At 74.0% G+C, this 16,517-nt stretch carries 18 protein-coding genes; 10 read left to right on the top strand and 8 right to left on the bottom strand.

The genetic code is table 11. The features are described from left to right. Positions 1-17: 17 nt before the first annotated feature. Entirely contained in the window at positions 18-1,502 is a 1,485-nt protein-coding gene (locus H7X46_RS25830) for a hypothetical protein (RefSeq protein ID WP_186361821.1), read from the top strand. 8 nt (positions 1,503-1,510) lie between these two features. Here the strand turns inward: H7X46_RS25830 and H7X46_RS25825 are convergent, their stop codons facing one another. After that, positions 1,511-2,140, bottom strand: coding sequence for a TetR/AcrR family transcriptional regulator (locus H7X46_RS25825; RefSeq protein WP_186361820.1), 630 nt, complete (start codon positions 2,138-2,140; stop codon positions 1,511-1,513). Positions 2,141-2,210: 70 nt separating this feature from the next. Between H7X46_RS25825 and H7X46_RS25820 the strand changes: the two genes are divergently transcribed. Together H7X46_RS25820 and H7X46_RS25815 are read left to right on the top strand one after the other, a co-directional pair. Continuing rightward, complete coding sequence (locus H7X46_RS25820) at positions 2,211-2,768, top strand: SCP2 sterol-binding domain-containing protein (protein WP_255426222.1); 558 nt, start codon at positions 2,211-2,213, stop codon at positions 2,766-2,768. Positions 2,769-2,799: 31 nt separating this feature from the next. Beyond that, a complete protein-coding gene (locus H7X46_RS25815; RefSeq protein WP_186361819.1) occupies positions 2,800-4,008 on the top strand; it encodes an acyl-CoA dehydrogenase family protein in 1,209 nt (402 codons plus the stop codon). 30 nt (positions 4,009-4,038) lie between these two features. Here H7X46_RS25815 and H7X46_RS25810 read toward each other — a convergent pair whose 3' ends face one another. Together H7X46_RS25810 and H7X46_RS25805 are read right to left on the bottom strand one after the other, a co-directional pair. Next, complete coding sequence (locus H7X46_RS25810; protein WP_370588970.1) at positions 4,039-5,997, bottom strand: alkyl/aryl-sulfatase; 1,959 nt, start codon at positions 5,995-5,997, stop codon at positions 4,039-4,041. Then, entirely contained in the window at positions 5,994-7,346 is a 1,353-nt protein-coding gene (locus H7X46_RS25805; RefSeq protein WP_186361818.1) for an MFS transporter, read from the bottom strand. Before H7X46_RS25805 ends, H7X46_RS25810 begins: the two co-directional genes overlap by 4 nt. Positions 7,347-7,519: 173 nt before the next feature. Here H7X46_RS25805 and H7X46_RS25800 point away from each other — a divergent pair, with 173 nt between their 5' ends. Next, positions 7,520-8,263 carry a TetR/AcrR family transcriptional regulator gene (locus H7X46_RS25800; protein WP_186361817.1) on the top strand — a complete coding sequence of 248 codons (744 nt, stop codon included), beginning with the start codon at positions 7,520-7,522 and terminating at the stop codon, positions 8,261-8,263. A gap of 7 nt (positions 8,264-8,270) precedes the next feature. On the opposite strand, the gene H7X46_RS25795 is transcribed toward H7X46_RS25800, so the two are convergent. Beyond that, complete coding sequence (locus tag H7X46_RS25795; RefSeq protein ID WP_370588968.1) at positions 8,271-8,672, bottom strand: PaaI family thioesterase; 402 nt, start codon at positions 8,670-8,672, stop codon at positions 8,271-8,273. Between the two features lie 179 nt (positions 8,673-8,851). Between H7X46_RS25795 and folP the strand changes: the two genes are divergently transcribed. The 3 genes from folP (at position 8,852) to H7X46_RS25780 (ending at position 11,111) form a co-directional block, all read left to right on the top strand. Next, positions 8,852-9,718, top strand: a complete 867-nt coding sequence (folP, locus tag H7X46_RS25790; protein ID WP_186361816.1) for a dihydropteroate synthase — start codon at positions 8,852-8,854, stop codon at positions 9,716-9,718. After that, positions 9,715-10,479 carry a dihydrofolate reductase family protein gene (locus H7X46_RS25785; protein ID WP_186361815.1) on the top strand — a complete coding sequence of 255 codons (765 nt, stop codon included), beginning with the start codon at positions 9,715-9,717 and terminating at the stop codon, positions 10,477-10,479. The genes folP and H7X46_RS25785 overlap by 4 nt, the downstream gene beginning before the upstream one ends. Positions 10,480-10,550: 71 nt before the next feature. Continuing rightward, positions 10,551-11,111 (top strand): GNAT family N-acetyltransferase, encoded by a 561-nt coding sequence (locus H7X46_RS25780; RefSeq protein WP_186361814.1) that lies wholly within the window; start codon positions 10,551-10,553, stop codon positions 11,109-11,111. Between the two features lie 97 nt (positions 11,112-11,208). On the opposite strand, the gene H7X46_RS25775 is transcribed toward H7X46_RS25780, so the two are convergent. Further along, positions 11,209-12,003, bottom strand: a complete 795-nt coding sequence (locus tag H7X46_RS25775) for a hypothetical protein (RefSeq protein WP_186361813.1) — start codon at positions 12,001-12,003, stop codon at positions 11,209-11,211. A 217-nt stretch (positions 12,004-12,220) separates the two neighbouring features. Here H7X46_RS25775 and H7X46_RS25770 point away from each other — a divergent pair, with 217 nt between their 5' ends. Then, entirely contained in the window at positions 12,221-13,369 is a 1,149-nt protein-coding gene (locus H7X46_RS25770; protein WP_186361812.1) for an alpha/beta fold hydrolase, read from the top strand. Positions 13,370-13,375: 6 nt separating this feature from the next. On the opposite strand, the gene H7X46_RS25765 is transcribed toward H7X46_RS25770, so the two are convergent. Further along, complete coding sequence (locus H7X46_RS25765) at positions 13,376-13,753, bottom strand: hypothetical protein (RefSeq protein ID WP_186361811.1); 378 nt, start codon at positions 13,751-13,753, stop codon at positions 13,376-13,378. A 40-nt stretch (positions 13,754-13,793) separates the two neighbouring features. Here H7X46_RS25765 and H7X46_RS25760 point away from each other — a divergent pair, with 40 nt between their 5' ends. Continuing rightward, positions 13,794-14,339: a peptidylprolyl isomerase gene (locus tag H7X46_RS25760; protein ID WP_186361810.1), complete on the top strand. Its 546-nt coding sequence runs from the start codon at positions 13,794-13,796 to the stop codon at positions 14,337-14,339. A gap of 346 nt (positions 14,340-14,685) precedes the next feature. Then, complete coding sequence (locus tag H7X46_RS25755; protein WP_370588967.1) at positions 14,686-15,375, top strand: rhomboid family intramembrane serine protease; 690 nt, start codon at positions 14,686-14,688, stop codon at positions 15,373-15,375. Between the two features lie 242 nt (positions 15,376-15,617). Here H7X46_RS25755 and H7X46_RS25750 read toward each other — a convergent pair whose 3' ends face one another. Then, positions 15,618-16,076: a PH domain-containing protein gene (locus tag H7X46_RS25750; protein ID WP_186361808.1), complete on the bottom strand. Its 459-nt coding sequence runs from the start codon at positions 16,074-16,076 to the stop codon at positions 15,618-15,620. A 63-nt stretch (positions 16,077-16,139) separates the two neighbouring features. Continuing rightward, complete coding sequence (crgA, locus tag H7X46_RS25745; RefSeq protein ID WP_093341293.1) at positions 16,140-16,400, bottom strand: cell division protein CrgA; 261 nt, start codon at positions 16,398-16,400, stop codon at positions 16,140-16,142. Positions 16,401-16,517 lie beyond the last annotated feature (117 nt).

Raw genomic sequence — 16,517 nt, 5'->3', positions numbered from 1 at the left:
CGAACCGGAGGAGACCGATGGCAGAGCAGCCCGTCCCGTCCCCGTGGTCGCCCGCGGGGATCACCGGGACGCTGATCGGGACCGCGCTCGGGACCGTCGGTGCCGCGGTCGAGATCGGACGCCGGCTGCCGGGATGGCTCGCCGAGGCACCCCGCGCGGCCGAGGCGGTGCCGGCGGTGGCGGGCGAGCTGACGTCGCTGCCGCGCCGGATCGGCGGTGTCGAGTCCGCGCTCACCGGGCTCGCTCCGGTGCTCGACGACGTCCTCGGCCGGGTCGTCGCGCTCTGGGACGACCCGGAGACCGTCGCCCGGGTGGACCAGCTGACGAAGGCCGTGGTCGAGCTGGCCGGTGCGGCCGGCCCGCTGACGGAGCTCGCCGGGGCGCGCCGCGACCTCGGCACCCTGGCCGGTGCGGTCGAGCCGCTGCGGGAGCTCGCCGCCCTCCGCGACGACCTGCACGAGCTGGCAGGGGTCCGGGCGGACCTGCACGAGCTCGCGGGCGTGCGGGCGGACCTGCACGAGCTCGCGGCCGCGGTCGGGCCGCTCGGAGACCTGGCCTCCGCGGTCGGGCCGCTGTCCGAGCTCGCGTCGGCCGTCGAACCGCTGTCGGAGCTGTCGTCGGCGGTGGAGCCGCTGCGCCACCTCGCCGGCGCCCGCGACGATCTGGCCGCCCTCGCCGGTGCGGTCGCGGCCCTGGACCGGCTCGCCGAGGCCGTCGGGCCCCTGCAGGAGCTCGCCGGCACCCGGGGTGACCTCGCCGAGCTCGCCGGCGCCGTGCCGCCGCTGCGCCAGCTGGCGTCGGCCCGGGAGCACCTGGAGACGCTCACCGCGGCCGTGCCGTCGGTGCAGGACCTCGCCGCCACCCGCGACGACCTCGCCCGGCTCGCCGAGGCGGTCGCACCGCTGCAGGAACTGGCGCTGACCCGGGCGGACCTCACCGTGCTCGCCGGTGCGGTCGAGCCGTTGCGGGAGCTGGCCCGGACCCGGGGGGACCTCACGACGCTCGCCGGCGCCGTCGAACCGTTGCAGGAGCTCGCGCTGACCCGGGCGGACCTCACCGTGCTCGCCGGTGCGGTGGAGCCGCTGCGCGAGCTCGCCCGCACCCGCGAGGACCTCGCCCGGCTGTCCGGAGCGGTCGAGCCGTTGCAGCAGCTCGGGCACGTCCGGGCCGACCTGGCTGCGCTCGCCGCCGCGATCGAAGAGGGCGGTGCGGTGCATCGGCTCGCGACCGTCGTCGGCGACCCCGCCACCGACGACGACAGCGCGACGCCCCGGCTCGTCGCCCTCGACACGAACCTGGCCCAGGCCGCCGACCGGCTCACCGCCGTCGCACCGGACCTGAAGTCGGTCGCGGCCCGGATCGACGCCCTCGACCGGCAGATCGGGGTGCTGGCCGACGCACTCGCCCCGCTGCAGGGGACCACGGAGCGCATCGGCCGGATCGTCGACCGGCTGCCGGACCGGACCCGGCGGATGGTGACGCGTCCCGCCACGGAGACCTGAGCGGCGGGTCATCCACCGCGGCGGAGGCGTTCCAGCCCCGGCCAGACCAGGGTCAAGAGCGCCTCGGTGAGGACGTCCGGGTCGTCCGGCCCGCCCGCCCCACCGGACCAGTCGGCGAGACCTTCGGCGGCACCGGCGAGCGCGGCGGCGACCGGCCCGGTGACGGCCAGCGGGTCGGTGCCGGGCGGGACGTCGAGCTCGTCCGCGAGCAGCTCCGCCACCCGTTCGACGATCCGGGACCGGGCCGCGTGCACCTCGTCGGCGAACGTGCCGGTCCGGGCCTGCCGGTAGAGCACCGACCACCCGTCCCGATGGGTGGTGAGCGTGGTGAAGAACGCCCGCAGCCCGCGCCGGAGCCGCTCCTCGGCGCCCACCACCGGCCCGCCGGCCGCACCGGACACCGACCGCAGCAGCCGGTCGGACTCGCGCCGGATGCAGCGCCGCAGCAGCTCCTCCTTCGAACCGCCGCCGTGCGTGTACACCATCGGCTTCGACACCCCGGCCTGCTCGGCGACGTCGTCCATCGAGGCGTCGTGGAAGCCGATCCGGGAGAACACGCGCACGGCCGCGTCGAGGACCTGCTTCTCGCGTTCCTCCGCCGGCAGGCGACGGCGGGGCGCGCTCGCGGAGGGTGCCATCTCGACAGTCTAGCTACTCGCGCGTAAAGTAGGCTGAACCCGAAGCGGTACTCGTAGTACCGGACACTTCATGGACCACGGCGAGGTGGAGCAGGCGATGACCGGGACGATCGACATCAACGAGCTGGGCCGCAGCGTGGACCCGAAGACCCTGTCCGACCAGGACCTGCTCGCGACCCTCGGGACCGCCCTGCGCGACGGCGACCCGAAGGCCGTCGATCCGTCGCTGTTCGCACGGCTGGTCAAGGGCGCGTCGAAGCAGCAGCTGGCGACGATCATGTCGTCCGACGTGCGCCGGCCGGTGCTCGACGCCATCTTCGGCCGGATGAGCGAGTTCTACTCGTCCAAGGGAGCGAGCGGGAACCGGCAGGTCGTGCACTGGCACATCAAGGACGGCGACACCGTCGACAGCTTCCAGACGGTCCTGCACGAGGGCACCTGCACCGTCACCGCGGGCACCGACGAGGAGCCGCGGACCGCGCTCACCATGCCCGGGACCGAGTTCCTGAAGATCGTCACGAACAACGCCAACCCGGTGACGCTCTTCATGACCCGCAAGCTCAAGGTCTCCGGTGACGTCGGCTTCGCGACCGCCCTGCCGAACATGTTCCGGATCCCGTCCGCCTGACGACAACCGGCGCCGACCTGCGGAGAGACAGATGACCTCCTTCGAGATGTCCGACGAGCACCGGGAGCTCCGGGAGTGGGTGCACGGCTTCGCCGCCGACGTCGTCCGCCCGGCCGCCGCCGAGTGGGACGAGCGCGAGGAGACCCCCTGGCCGATCCTCCAGGAGGCCGCGAAGATCGAGCTCTACAACTTCGAGACGCTCGCGTCGTTCTGGGGCGACGAGACCGGGCTGTCCATGCCGCTGGTCAACGAGGAGCTCTTCTGGGGCGACGGCGGCATCGGCCTGGCGATCTTCGGGACCACCCTCGCGGTGGCCGGCATCTTCGCCTCCGGCACCCCCGAGCAGATGGTCGAGTTCATCCCGCAGTGCTACGGCGACGCCGACGAGCCGCAGGTCGGCGCGTTCTGCTCGTCCGAGCCGGAGGCCGGTTCCGACGTCGGGGCGATGCGCACCCGCGCGGTGTACGACGAGGCGACCGACACCTGGACGCTCACCGGGCAGAAGGCATGGGCCACCAACGGCGGCATCGCGAACATCCACGTCGTGCAGGCCGTCGTCGACCCGGAACTCGGCAGCAAGGGGCAGGCCGCGTTCGTCGTCCCGCCCGGGACGCCCGGGCTGGAGTACACCCGCAAGATCAAGAAGATGGGCCTGCGCGCCTCGCACACCGCCGACGTCTTCCTCGACGACGTCAAGCTCCCCGGCAGCTGCCTGCTCGGGGGCAAGGAGAAGCTCGACGAGCGGCTCGCCCGCGCCCGGGCGGGGGAGAAGGCCACCGGTTCGGCGGCGATGCAGACCTTCGAGCTGACCCGCCCCACCGTCGGCGCGCAGGCCCTCGGCATCGCGCGGGCCGCCTACGAGTACGCCCTCGACTACGCCAAGGACCGCGTCGCGTTCGGCCGGCCGATCATCGAGAACCAGTCGATCTCCTTCACCCTCGCGGACATGAAGACCGAGATCGACGCGGCGCGCCTGCTCGTGCACCGGGCCGCCTGGATGGGGCGCAACGGTGTCCCGTTCACCGCGGGTGAGGGCTCGATGTCGAAGCTGAAGGCCGGTCGGGTCGCGGTGTGGGCGACCGAGCGGGCCATCCAGATCCTCGGCGGCGCCGGCTACTCGCGGGAGCACCCGGTGGAGCGGATGCACCGGGACGCGAAGATCTACGACATCTTCGAGGGCACCGAGCAGATCCAGCAGCTCGTCATCGCCCGCGCCATCTCCGGGATGCACCTGACCTGAGACGACACATGACGGTGGACGACCCGCCGGTCAGGCCGTCCCCGGGCCACCGGCCGCGGGCGGTGGGTTCGGCGCGAGGACGTCGAACGACCCGGTGAACGTGTCGAGCAGCGCGAACAGCCGTCCGACGTCGTCCCGGCGCCCGTCCACCCGGGTGGCACCGTTCCGCTCGGCGGCCTCGAGCGTCGTGCCGCCGTGGGCGAGGGCCGCGAGCGTGCGGTGCTCGAGGTGCAGGGTGGTATCCGGGGTGGTGCTGCCGCGGGAGTGGCGCAGGAGGCCGTTCTGCACGGTGAGGAGGAACCTCTCGCCGGTGTCGGTCAGGTGCAGCCCGATCCGGAGGTGCACGCGGGCGGCCGCGGGCCCGTTGAGCCGGATGGCGAGGTAGTCGAGCAGCAGCTCGCTGCTCATGCCGGAGACGACGTCCGAGCTCCCGGCCTCGGTCGACCGGGGACGGCGGGTGCCGTTGCGCAGTTCCTCGGCGCCGAGCAGGAAGAAGTTGCGCCACGGACCGCTCTCGGACTGGTAGCCGAGCTGCTCGAAGACGTCGGCCTGCAGCTCGCGGGTGGGCCGATGCCCGGGGTCGGCGGCGAGGGCGTGCTTGAGCAGCTCGGCAGCCCAGCGATGGTCCCCGGCGTCGGCGGCCTCGCGGGCCCGGTCGAGCACGGTGTCCAGTCCACCCATGAGCTCGACGTACCGGCCACCGGTCTCGGCCGGGGGGAGGGGGTGCAGGTTGGCCGGGTTGCCGTCGAACCAGCCCAGGTAGAGCTGGTAGACGGCCTTGACGTTGTGGTTGAGCGCGCCGTAGCAGCCGCGGTTGGCCCAGAAGGTCGATAGCTGCTCGGGCAGCTGCACGAGCTCGGCGATCTCGACCGGGCCGTAGCCGTGGTTGGCCAGCCGCAAGGTCTCGTCGTGGATGTAGCGGTAGAGGTCGCGGTGCATCCCGATCTGGTGCACGATCCGCTCGGAGCCCCAGGTGGGCCAATGGTGGCTGATGAACAGCACGTCGGAGTCGGCGCCGAAGAGCCGGATGGCCTCGTCGAGGTAGTTGCTCCAGGCCAGCGCGTCGCGGACCTGCGCGCCGCGCGGGGTGTAGAGGTTGTGCATCTGTTGCGAGACGGTCTCGGCCATGCACAGCGCCCGCAGGTCGGGCAGGTGGAAGTTCATCTCGGCCGGTGCCTCGGCGCCGGGGGTGAACTGGAAGACGAACCGGACGCCGTCCAGGACCCGCTCGGTACCCGTCGTCGCGATCACGTCGTTGGGCTCGATCAGCGTGGTCGTGCCGCGGGGCAGGGTGACCCCGAGGCCGGTGGTGACGTGCGCCCGGGGTCCGCGCGGCAGGCGGGCACCGAACATGAACTCGGCGCGGCGGCGCATGGCGACGCCGGCGTGGACGTTCTCGCTGACCGCGTGCTCGTAGAACCCGGCCGGAGCGACGACCGGGATCCGGCCCGCGCGCACGTCGGCCTCGGCGGCCACGGCCCTCACCCCGCCGAAGTGGTCGGCGTGGCTGTGGCTGAAGATCACGGCGGTGACCGGCCGGTCGCCGAGGTGCGCGCGGACCAGGTCGATGGCCGCACGCGCGGTCTCCACGCACGTCAGCGGGTCGATCACGATGAAGCCCGTGTCACCCTCGATCACCGTCATGTTGGAGATGTCGAAACCGCGAACCTGGTAGATCCGGTCGCTGACCCGGAACAGGCCGTGATGCCGGTTGAGCTGCGCCATCCGCCACAGGCTCGGATGGACGGTGTCCGGTGCCTCGGCGTCGAGGAAGTCGTAGGGCGTCAGGTCCCACACCACCGTGCCCCGCTCGTTCCGGATGGTCGGCGGGTCGATGGTGGCGACGAACCCCCGGGCCGCGTCCTCGAAGGCCTGCCGGTCGTCGAACGGCAGGGTCTCGCGGACCGTCGCGTTGGCGGTGCGGGTCGCGGCGCTCGCCGCGCGGGGCGCGGTGTCCTCGGCCACGTCGTTCGTGTCGATCAGGGTCACGCCGGTTTCCTCTCTCGAAGGGTGCGCTGCGGGTGGGCGGTGAGTGCGGCGAGGCGGGCGCGGTCCCGGCCCGGCCGCACGAAGAGCGCGAAGACGAGACCCGCCGCGACGAGCAGCAGGCCGTTGACGGTGAAGGCGACGCCGAACCCGGCGGCGGGCGTGGCCGCGGACCCGATGAAGGACCCGGTCAGGGCCGGAGCGACGATCCCGGAGAGGGAGTAGACCGCGGCCCAGGTGCCGAGCACGCCGCCGCGCCTGCTGCTCGGGCAGATCTCGGCCGAGGTGGCCTGGCCGATCGGGATCACGACCCCGCCGACGCTGAAGGCGACGGTGAGCAGCAGGATCCTGGCCCAGTCGACGTCCACCAGCGGGATCCCGAGCATGGCCACGCCCGCGGTGACGACACAGGCCCCACCGAGCCCGCCGCGGGCCCACCGGCTGGAGACGCCGCGCCGGAGCAGCAGCTTCGCCAGGAGCCCGACGCCGATGATGGACAGCGCACCGGCGGCCCAGGGCAGGACGACGACCGCCCCGGTCCTGCCGGCGTCGTACCCCAGCACCCTGGTCAGGTACGGCGGAACCCAGGCAACGAGGATCGTGACGGCCCAGTACGCCGCGAAGGCGCCGGTGACGCTGGCGAGCCAGGTCCCGGTGGTGAGGATCCGCCACGTGGGCACCAGACGGTCGTCGGCGCTGCCGGCCGGGTCGTCCGCGGTGGCCCGGGAGCCGCCGAGCGTGTCGGTGACCGGGCCCTCCCGGCCCACGAACGCCCACACCAGCGCCCACAGGAGACCGACCGCACCCAGTACCCCGAACGCCGTCCGCCATCCGTGCGCGCCGATGATCCACCCGAGCACCGGCGCCCCGAGGATCACGCCGATCGGTGCGCCGATCGTCAGCACACCGCTGGCGAGGTCCCGGTCCTGATCCCGGAACCACGAGTGGGCCGCGTGGTTCGCGACCGGATAGGCCGGCCCCTCGGCGGCCCCGAGCAGCACGCGGGTCAGGAGCAACGTCCAGAAGCCCGCGATCGGCACCATCATCGGCAGCTGGGCCGCGGACCACCCGACCGCCATCGCGATCAGTATCCATTTCGTGCGGACCCGGTTGGTGACGAAGCCGACGACCAGGGCGGCCAGGCTGAACAGCAGGAAGAAGCTGCTCGCCACGACCCCGTACTCGCCGGCGGTCAGGTCCAGCTCGTCCATGATCTGCACGGCGGCGAGCCCGAGCACCGCCTTGTCCGCGAAATTGATCAGCATGAAGACCAGGAGCAGGCCCGTGATCGTCCATGCGAGTGCTCGTGACGGTGTACCGCCATCGGTGTCGGTGCGGTTCCCCTGAGGCATGTGCACCTCGCTCCGGTGCGATGCGAAGCCCGCTCTGATCGTCGAACCGTCCGGTGGAGCGGGCGTCCCACCGCGGTGTGGTGCTGGCCCGGTCGACCCGGACCACTGATGCGCTGCGCACAAGAATTAATGAACTGGCATCAATAGTCAAGGCTCGCCGTATACTCGATTCCGTGTCAGGTCCATCAGCCCGCCCCGGCCGGGCGACGCCGCGCCGCACCGACGCCGACGGGGCCGGGACCGGAACGGCGGCCGGCGCCGGCCCCTCGGACACCCGGACCAAGATCGTGCTCGCGGCGGAGCGGCTGTTCGCCGAACGCGGGATCGCCGCGGTCCCGCTGCGCGACATCGTCACCGCGGCCGGGCAGCGCAACGCGTCCGCGATCCAGTACCACTTCGGTCCGCGGCCGGATCTCGTCACCGCCGTCTTCCAGTACCGGATGGGCCAGATCAACGAACGACGGCTCGAGCACCTGGCGCAGGTGTACGCGAGCGGACGGGCGGCCGACCCCCGCACGCTCGTCGAGGCACTGGTCCGGCCACTGGTGGAGGCGGTCGGCGAACCCGGCTGCCACTACGCGCGCTTCCTCGCCCAGCTGTCCGCCTCCCCGAACTACCGGGTCTCCGACAGCTGGCAGATCGCATCCAGCCTCCGCGCGGTGCGCGAGGGACTGCAGCGGGCACTGGACCACCTGCCCGCCGAGGTCTATGCGGAACGGTGGCGGATGGTCACCCACCTGTTCATCCACACGATCGCCGACCACGAGAAGGACGACTCCCACCCGCCGCGGACCGAGTGGGCGACCCGGCTGATCGACGCCTGCGTCGCCGTGCTCACCGCGCCACTGGAGCAGCCACCGCCCCCGCGGGCGCCGCGGACCGGCGACGGGGAGCCGCGTCCCGAGCCCGTCGGCTGACGGCCGGTCAGGGACCCAGCACCGCCTGGGTCTGGGTGGTGCGGGAGACCGGGCGTCCGCCGTCGTCGGTCACCTCGGTGTCGACGACGACGTCACGGCGCCCCCGGTGCACCACCCGCGCGGTGGCGGTGAGCGTCCCGCCACGGGCCGCCCGCAGCAGCACCGTGTGCGAGCTGGTCGTGGCGGTCGTCGCGCCCTCGGGCAGGCCGAGGAAGGCGCACAGCGCACCGGTCGAGTCGGCCAGCGTCATCAGCGCCCCGCCGTGCACGATCCCGCCCGCCGTGCAGATCTCCGGCCGGTACGCCAGCGTCGCCACGGCACGCTCGGGTGTCGCGTCGGTGACGGTGATGCCGAGCAGCTCCGCGAACGGCATGGCGGCGACGAGCACGGCGGGGTCCGGTGCGGGCACGGTGTCCTCCAGGTCGTGGGGGTCGCCGCCGATCCTCGCCGACGGCGGCGCGCATCGCCATGACCTGCGAGGTCATGGCGGGACGGCGGCCGGGTGGCCGGGCCCGTCGGGTTGCGGTGAAGATGGATCACGGACCGGGTCCGGACGTGGACCCCGGTGTCGTGCTGCGAGGAGGACCCGTGCCGAGCCTGACGTTCCGCGGACGCACCTGGAACCGCGACCGTGCGATGGTGATGGCGATCGTCAACCGGACCCCCGACTCGTTCTACGACCACGGGGTCACGTTCGCCGAGCAGGCCGCCCGGGACCGGATCGCCGCCGTCGTCCGGGAGGGCGCCGACGTGATCGACATCGGGGGCGTGCCGGCCAGCCCGGGCACCGAGGTCACCGAGCAGGAGGAGATCGACCGGGTCGTCCCGACCGTGGAGTGGGCGCGCCGGGAGTTCCCGGACGTCGTGATCTCGGTGGACACCTTCCGTGCCGGTCCGGCCGACGCCGTCTGCGCGGCAGGGGCCGATCTCGTCAACGACAACTGGGCGGCCGCCGACGGCGGGATCCTCGAGGTCGCGGCGCGGTACGGCGCCGGGTACGTCAGCGCGCACACCGACCACGTCACGCCGCGGACCGAGCCGCACCGGCCGCGCTACACCGACGTACTCGGCACGGTGATCGCCCAGACCGTCGCGCTGGCGGAGAAGGCCGTCGCCGCCGGCGTGCCCGCCGAGGGCATCCTGATCGACCCGGCGATCGACTTCTCCAAGAACACGCTGCACAGCCTGCAGGTGCTGCGCGGCATCGACGCGATGGTCGCCACCGGCTGGCCGGTGCTGCTGGCGATGTCGAACAAGACCGTCGTCGGCGAGTCGCTCGACGTCCCGCTCTCCGAGCGGCTCACCGGCACGCTCGCGGCGACGGCGATCGCCGCGGACCGCGGGGTCGCGATGGTCCGCGCACACCAGGCCCGCGCGACCCGCGAGACCTGCGAGATGGTCGCCACGGTCCGCGGCGAGCGGGCCCCGTCGCGCGCGGTGAGGCTGCTCGCATGACCGGCATCCAGCAGATCTTCCCCACGGCCGGTGCCGGGCCGCTGTCCGTGGAGGCGCTCGAGCGGCTCTACGCCTACCCGGCCGGCGCCCCCTACGTCGCGGTCAACTTCGTGTCCAGCGCGGACGGCGCCGTCGAGGTCGACGGGCTGGCCGCGGGCCTGTCCACGCCCCCGGACCGGGTCGTGCTCGACCTCGGGACCGACCTCGCCGACGTCGTCCTGGTCGGTGCCGGGACCGCCACCGTGGAGGGCTTCACCGGGGTGAAACCGGACGAGCGGATGGCCGACCGGCGGCACCGCTTCGGGCTGGAGCCGGTACCGGCGACGGCGGTGGTGACCTCGACCGGACGGTCACTGGGCCCGTCGGCGCCGGTGCTCACCGACACGCTGGTCCCGACGATCGTGTTCACCTGCGCCGCGGCGCCGGAGCGGCTGCGCGCGAGCTGGGCGGCCGCGGGCGCGCACGTCGTGCTGGTCGGCGACCGGTCGGTGGACCTGGCCGCCGTGGTCGCCGAGCTCGGCCGCCGCGGGCTGCACCGGATCAACTGCATGGGCGGGCCCGCGCTGTTCGGCAGCCTCGCCGAGGCCGGCCTGGTCGACGAGCTGCGGCTCACCGTCGCGCCGTTCCTCGTCTCCGGCGACGCCGCCCGGATCGCCCGCGGCGCCGGCATGGACCCGGAGCGCCTCGAGCTGGTCAGCGTCGTCACCGGCGACGACACGTTGCTCGTCCGCTACCGGGTCGGGACGTCACCGGGAAGGTGAGTCCACCGTCCGGGGTCACCACGGACGGAGGGCCCGGTCACGGACCGCGACGGGTGCGGCAGGATGGATGCGTGGCCCGGCCCTCGAACACCTTGGCGGACGGTGTGGTCGTCCTCAGCCCGCTGCGCTGGGACGATGTGGAGCCGCACCTCGCCGGTGAGGACGCCGAATTGATCCGCTGGCTCAACGGCGGACCCGGGAACCTCGCGACCGTGCGGGCGCACGTCCGCCGGGCGATCGAACGCTGGGCCGACGACGGCCCGAAACTCAGCTTCGGCATCCGGATCACCGGCGGTGCGGTGCTCGCCGGGACCATCGACGCCGATCTGGATCCTGCGGCCCGGCGCGCCGGCCTGGCCTACGGGATCTACCCGGCGTACCGCCGGCGGGGTCTCGCGACACGGGCGGTGCGGCTGGCAGCGCGCTATCTCGGGGAGCGCGGCGACGTCGACCGGATCTCGATCGACGTCGACCCGGACAACGTGCCGTCGATCGGGGTGGCGCGCCGGGCCGGGTTCCGGTTCGTCCGGCACGTGCAGGACGACGAGGGTGACTTCGACCGCTACGAGCTGATCGTGCGGGCGCCGGTGGTGCCGGCCCCGCCGCCGCAGCCCCGCCACGGGTGGTGCTGACGGTCGGGATCGCACGCGTCGGCGGCCGCCCGGCCCGCTCGAGGCTGGGAGGGAGCGGGCGGGGCGGCCGGCCGGGCGTGCCGGTGGGACCGGTGCGTCAGCCGGCGTTGACGGACGGCGCCTCGACGTACATGACACCCGGGATGTCCAGGGTCGGCAGCGCCTCGGGGTTCGGCTGCGGCAGCGCGTCCGCGGAGGGCAGCGGGAGCGCGTCGGCGGAGGGCAGCGCGTCCGCGGACGGCAGCTGGTCGACCGGCAGGTCGCCGGCGCTCGGGAGGCCGGCCGGGGCCGGGAGCGTCGTCGCGGTCGGCAGCGCGTCGGCGCCGGGGAGCTGCGGGGCGCTCGGGAGCTCCGGGGTGTCGATCGGGAGCGCGTCGAGCGGGGAGCCGGCCCCCTCCTCGGACTCCTCGTCCTCCGAGGACTCGTCCTCGTGGTCGGACTGGTGCGTGCCCGCCTCGGCCTTCGCGTTCGCGCCCGGCAGCGAGTCGGCGCCCGGCAGGGCGTCGGCGGACGGCAGGGCGTCGGTGGACGGCAGCGCGTCCGCGGAGGGCAGCGAGTCGGCGGACGGGAGCGCGTCGGCCGAGGGCAGCGAGTCGGCGGAGGGCAGCTCCGGCAGACCCGGGAGCCCGTCGGAGGCGGGCAGCTCCGGCAGGCCGGACGCCTCCGCCTGCGGGGCCTGCAGCTGGCCGAACGTCACCGAGCTCTCCGGGGTGGAGACCGTGCCGTCCTCGCCGGGGGCCGGCACGGCGTCGGTCAACGCCGAGGCGTCGGGGGCCTCCGGCAGGTCCGGGAGCTCGGCGGCCGAAGCCTGGCCGGCCACACCGGCGCCCAGCACGGCGACACCAGCGCCGGCCAGGGAGAACCGGAGCGCGTTACGGGCGAGCGAGTTCATTCGCGCGTCCTTTCGAACTGATGGGGGTTGGGGAGCGAGGCACATGTGCCTCCGAAAGGGGAACGACCCATCAGGTGAGTTGTTGCGCTTCGGAGCGATCATGGTTGGCAACTTCACTCGGACGGGTGGCGAGGTGAGAGCCGGCTGTCAGCTGTGGTCACCATGGAGTAGTCGATCCCGGGTGCGCCGCTCACGGACCGGGGAGCAGGATGACGGCGTGCGCGCAGTCCCGACCCCGTCCGCCCGGCCGGGCACCGGCTACGTCGCCGGCGTCCTGGCCGGCGCCCTCGGTGGAGCCGGGGGAGCGGCCGCCGCGGCGGTCTCCTGGCGGTACTCGACCGTACTGCTCCACCCGGCGCAGAACCCGGGCCTCCCCGAACGGGTGCTCGAGGCCGGGTCCGGCATCGTCGAGCTGGCCCGCAGCAGGCTGGCCGCCCAGCCCGGCGTGTGGGGGCTGCGCGGCGCGGCCGGCCTGAGCGTGGTCGGGCCGGTGCTCGAGTGCGGCCGGCGGCGGGTGGTGCGCGAGCTGCGGGGTGGCCCCGTCCCGGCGACCGGCCCGGCGGTGCTCGACGCGGGCCCCTTCGACCCCGATCCCGGGGCACGCGGCCTGGTGTTCGACGACGTCGCGGTCCCGACCGAGCTCGGCCCCGCCCCGGCCTGGCTCGTCCCGGCCCCGGCGGACGCGGGCGGGCACACCTGGGCGCTGTGCGTGCACGGTCGCGGGGGGACGAGGCGGGAGTCGCTGCGGGCGCTGCCCGCGCTGCACGCGGCCGGCCTGACGTCGCTGGTGATCAGCTATCGCGGGGACGGCGCCGCCCCGGACCCGCCGGACGGCCGGTCCCACCTCGGGGACACCGAGTGGCGTGACGTGGCCGCGGCGGCGGCCTACGCGCTCGACCGGGGCGCCACCCGGCTGGTGCTGGTCGGGTGGTCGATGGGGGCCGCGGTGGGCGGCGCGTTCCTCGACCGCTCCGGGTACGCCGGTGCGGTCGCGGCGGTCGTCTGGGACGCACCGCTGCTCGACTGGCGCCGCACCCTGCGCCAGCAGGCCCGCAACCGGGTGCTGCCGCCGTCGCTGGCGGGGGTGGCGGCCCGGTTCACCGAGCGCCGGATCGGGATCGACCTCGACCGGTTCGACCTGCTCCGCAACCCGCCCGCGGTCCGCCCGCCGACCCTGCTGCTGCACAGCGACGGCGACACCGCCGTCCCCGTGTCGCTGAGCCGCGACCTCGCGGCCGCAGCGCCCGGGCTGGACTGGCCGGTGACCTACCAGGAGTTCGCCGGCACCGAGCACACCGGCAGCTGGAACGCCGACCCGGACGGCTACGCCGCCACCGTCACCGGGTTCCTGGGCGCGGTGCTCTGACCGCGGTCAGCTCGGGTTGCTCGACGCCGGGCCCTGGCCGACCGGCTTGCCGTGGATCTGCTCCTCGGACGGCGGTGTCGTCGGTGATGGCGTCCCCGGGTCGACCGCGCGCTCCCGGCGGAGCAGGGCCGCCCAGGCGTAGGCGGCGAGCCCGGTCAGCACCAGCACCGCGAGGATCCACGGCAGGCGGCGGGTCCGCGGCGCGGGGTCCGGGTCGATGGCGGCGGCGAGCGTGCGGCGGGCGTCCTCCACCCCATGCGCGACCGCGTCGGACACAGTGGAGACGGCAGTACCACCCGCGATCCGGCCGGCGTCGGCGAACGCGTGCACGGCCTCGGTGGCGTCCTTGCGGGCCTTGGCCCGCTTGCGCTCGATGCTCGTCATCGGGACCTGCTTTCCACTGATGCGGCTGCGTACTGGCACGATGGTAGCCGTGACGGAACCAGGAAACGCCAAGACGACGGCCGTCCTGCACACGAACGTGGGCGACATCAGGATCGACCTGTTCGCCGACCACGCCCCCAAGACGGTGGCGAACTTCGTGGGCCTGGCCGAGGGCACCAAGGACTACACCGGGCCGAACTCCAGCGGCGGTGACTCCGGGCCGTTCTACGACGGGTCGATCTTCCACCGGGTGATCAGCGGTTTCATGATCCAGGGTGGCGACCCGACCGGCACCGGTCGCGGTGGCCCCGGCTACCAGTTCGGCGACGAGTTCCACCCGGAGCTCAAGTTCGACCGGCCCTACCTGCTCGCGATGGCCAACGCCGGGCCCGGCACCAACGGCTCGCAGTTCTTCATCACGGTGGGCCCGACCCCGCACCTCAACCGGCGCCACACGATCTTCGGTGAGGTCGCCGACGCCGAGTCGCGGGCCGTCGTCGACACCATCGCGAACACCACCACCGGGCAGGCCGACCGCCCGCTCAGCGACGTGGTCATCGAGAAGGTCGACATCGAGCGGAGCTGACCCCGCCCTGACCGAACCACCTGACCCCACCGGATCCGGGCCGTCCCGGGAGCCGCGCGACACCCCGCGGCCCGACGGCGCGGACGGGCCGCCGTACCCGCGACCCCAGAGCCCGTGGCCCGGCACACCCGGCGCCGGCGGGACACCCCGGCCGGGCGGAGCGGCACCACCGCCCGCCGGCGGGCCACCCGCGGGCACCGGCAGCCGGCCGGTCTGCGCCCGGCATCCCGACCGGCCGACCCGGATGTCCTGCACCCGGTGCGGGCGACCGGCGTGCCCGGAATGCCTGCGCCCGGCACCGGTCGGGCAGCACTGCGTCGACTGCCTGGCGCAGTCGTCGCGAGCCGTGCCCCGCTGGCGGAACGTCGCCGGGGCCAGCCGCACCGGCGGCCGGCCGGTGATCATGCAGGGCCTCGTCGTCGCGAACGTCGCGGTCTTCGTGCTGACGGTCGTCACCGCCGGCAGCCTCAACGGGAACTCCGGCTCCGCCCTGTTCGCCGAGGGGGCCCTGGTCCCCGCGCTCGTCGCGAGCGGCGAGTACTGGCGGATCGTCACGTCCGGGTTCCTGCACATCGGCCCCCTGCACCTGGTGGCCAACATGTTCGCCCTGTGGGTCATCGGCCGCGAGGTCGAGACGGTGCTGGGCCGGGCCCGGTTCGTCGCGGTCTACGGCGTCTCGCTCCTCGGCGGGGCCGCCGCCGTGATGCTGTTCAGCGACCCGGCGGGCGCGACCGCGGGCGCCTCCGGCGCGGTGTTCGGACTCATGGGGGCGCTGTTCGTGCTGCTGCGCCGGCTGCGGCTGCCGGCGGGGCAGGTCATCGGCGTGATCGCGCTCAACGTCGTCATCAGCTTCACCGTCCCCCAGATCTCCTGGCAGGGGCACCTCGGCGGCCTCGTGTTCGGCGCCGCCGTCACGGCCGCACTGCTCTACCTCGGCGCCGGGTCGGCGCACCGGCGGCAGATCCAGATCGTCGCGGTCACCGCTGCCGCCGTCGCGGCCCTGGCGCTGATCGGTGCCGCGGTCACGCTGATCTGACCCACGCCCGCCCGTTCCCGCCCCGTGCCCACCCGCTCCCGCGCCGCTCCCGATGCTGGTGCCGCGCGCCGCCCCGATGCCGACGCCGCACAGGTTCGCCGGTCGCCGCACGAGACCGGACCTGTGCGGTGCGCGGGTAATCCGTGCGGTACGCGGGAAGCCTGTGCGGTGCGGGGCAGCCTGTGCGGTGCGGGGCAGCCTGTGCGGCGTGGTCGCGGGGCGGGGTGGGCGTGCAGCGCGGCTCAGGGGCGCGGCGGGCGCAGGGCCGCCAGGGCCTCGGCGACGTCCTCCGGGTCCGCTCCGAGCTCGGGGCGGCCCAGGATCACCAGGCGCTCGCCGCCGTCGACGTCGCGCAGGTCCAGCTCCAGCAGCGCGGACTCCCGGCCGAAGCGGCGGGTCCGGAGCACCCGGACGTCGTCGACCCGGGCCCAGGGCGCGTGGCGGGTCCAGGTCAGCCGCCGGACGGTGAGGCCGTCCGGCCCCGCCTCGAGCCGTGGCCGCGCCCGGGTGCCGGACGCGGCGGCCAGCGCCAGGCCCAGCGCGGCGAGGCCCGCGATCAGCTGCCCGGCGGGGTCACCACCGCTGACGACGAGCGTCGTCAGCCAGCCGGCCGCGGCGAGGGCCAGGACCCACAACGCGACGACGGCACCGGCCGGTGCCGACCAGGAAGACCGCCCGTCCTGATCACTCAGGGTGCTCATCCGCGGTTGTCCACAGCCGCAGTCCACAGTGAGGATAAGCTGACATCAATGTGTTTCTGCAGGTCAGCGCCAACGCATGGTCATCAGCAGGCCGATCACGATGAGTGAGAAGCCGATGATGAAGTTCGCGTTGCCCAGCGCCGCCATGAACGGGATCGACGGGCCGGCGAGGTAGTTCACGACCAGCCAGGCCAGGCCGAGGATCCACATGGCGACCATGACCGCGATGTAGGCGGGATGTGTCGGGCCGGCGACCTTCTGCGGGGTGCGGCTCACCGGCGGCGGCGTGTACGCCGCCTTCTTGCGGACCTTCGACTTCGGCATGGTCTACGACCTCATCGGGCTGTCGCTGCGGACACGTCGTCCGGCCGCTGCGCCGGCCGGGGGCGGGATCCGCGGTCCGGCGCACCGGGGAGCGACCGGCCCGGATCCACCACCACG

The sequence above is a fragment of the Pseudonocardia sp. C8 genome (genome assembly GCF_014267175.1).
In the GTDB taxonomy this organism is placed as follows: Bacteria; Actinomycetota; Actinomycetes; order Mycobacteriales; family Pseudonocardiaceae; genus Pseudonocardia.
The sequence above is the reverse complement of the archived record's forward strand: the minus strand, read 5'-3'. Positions and strand labels throughout refer to the sequence as shown.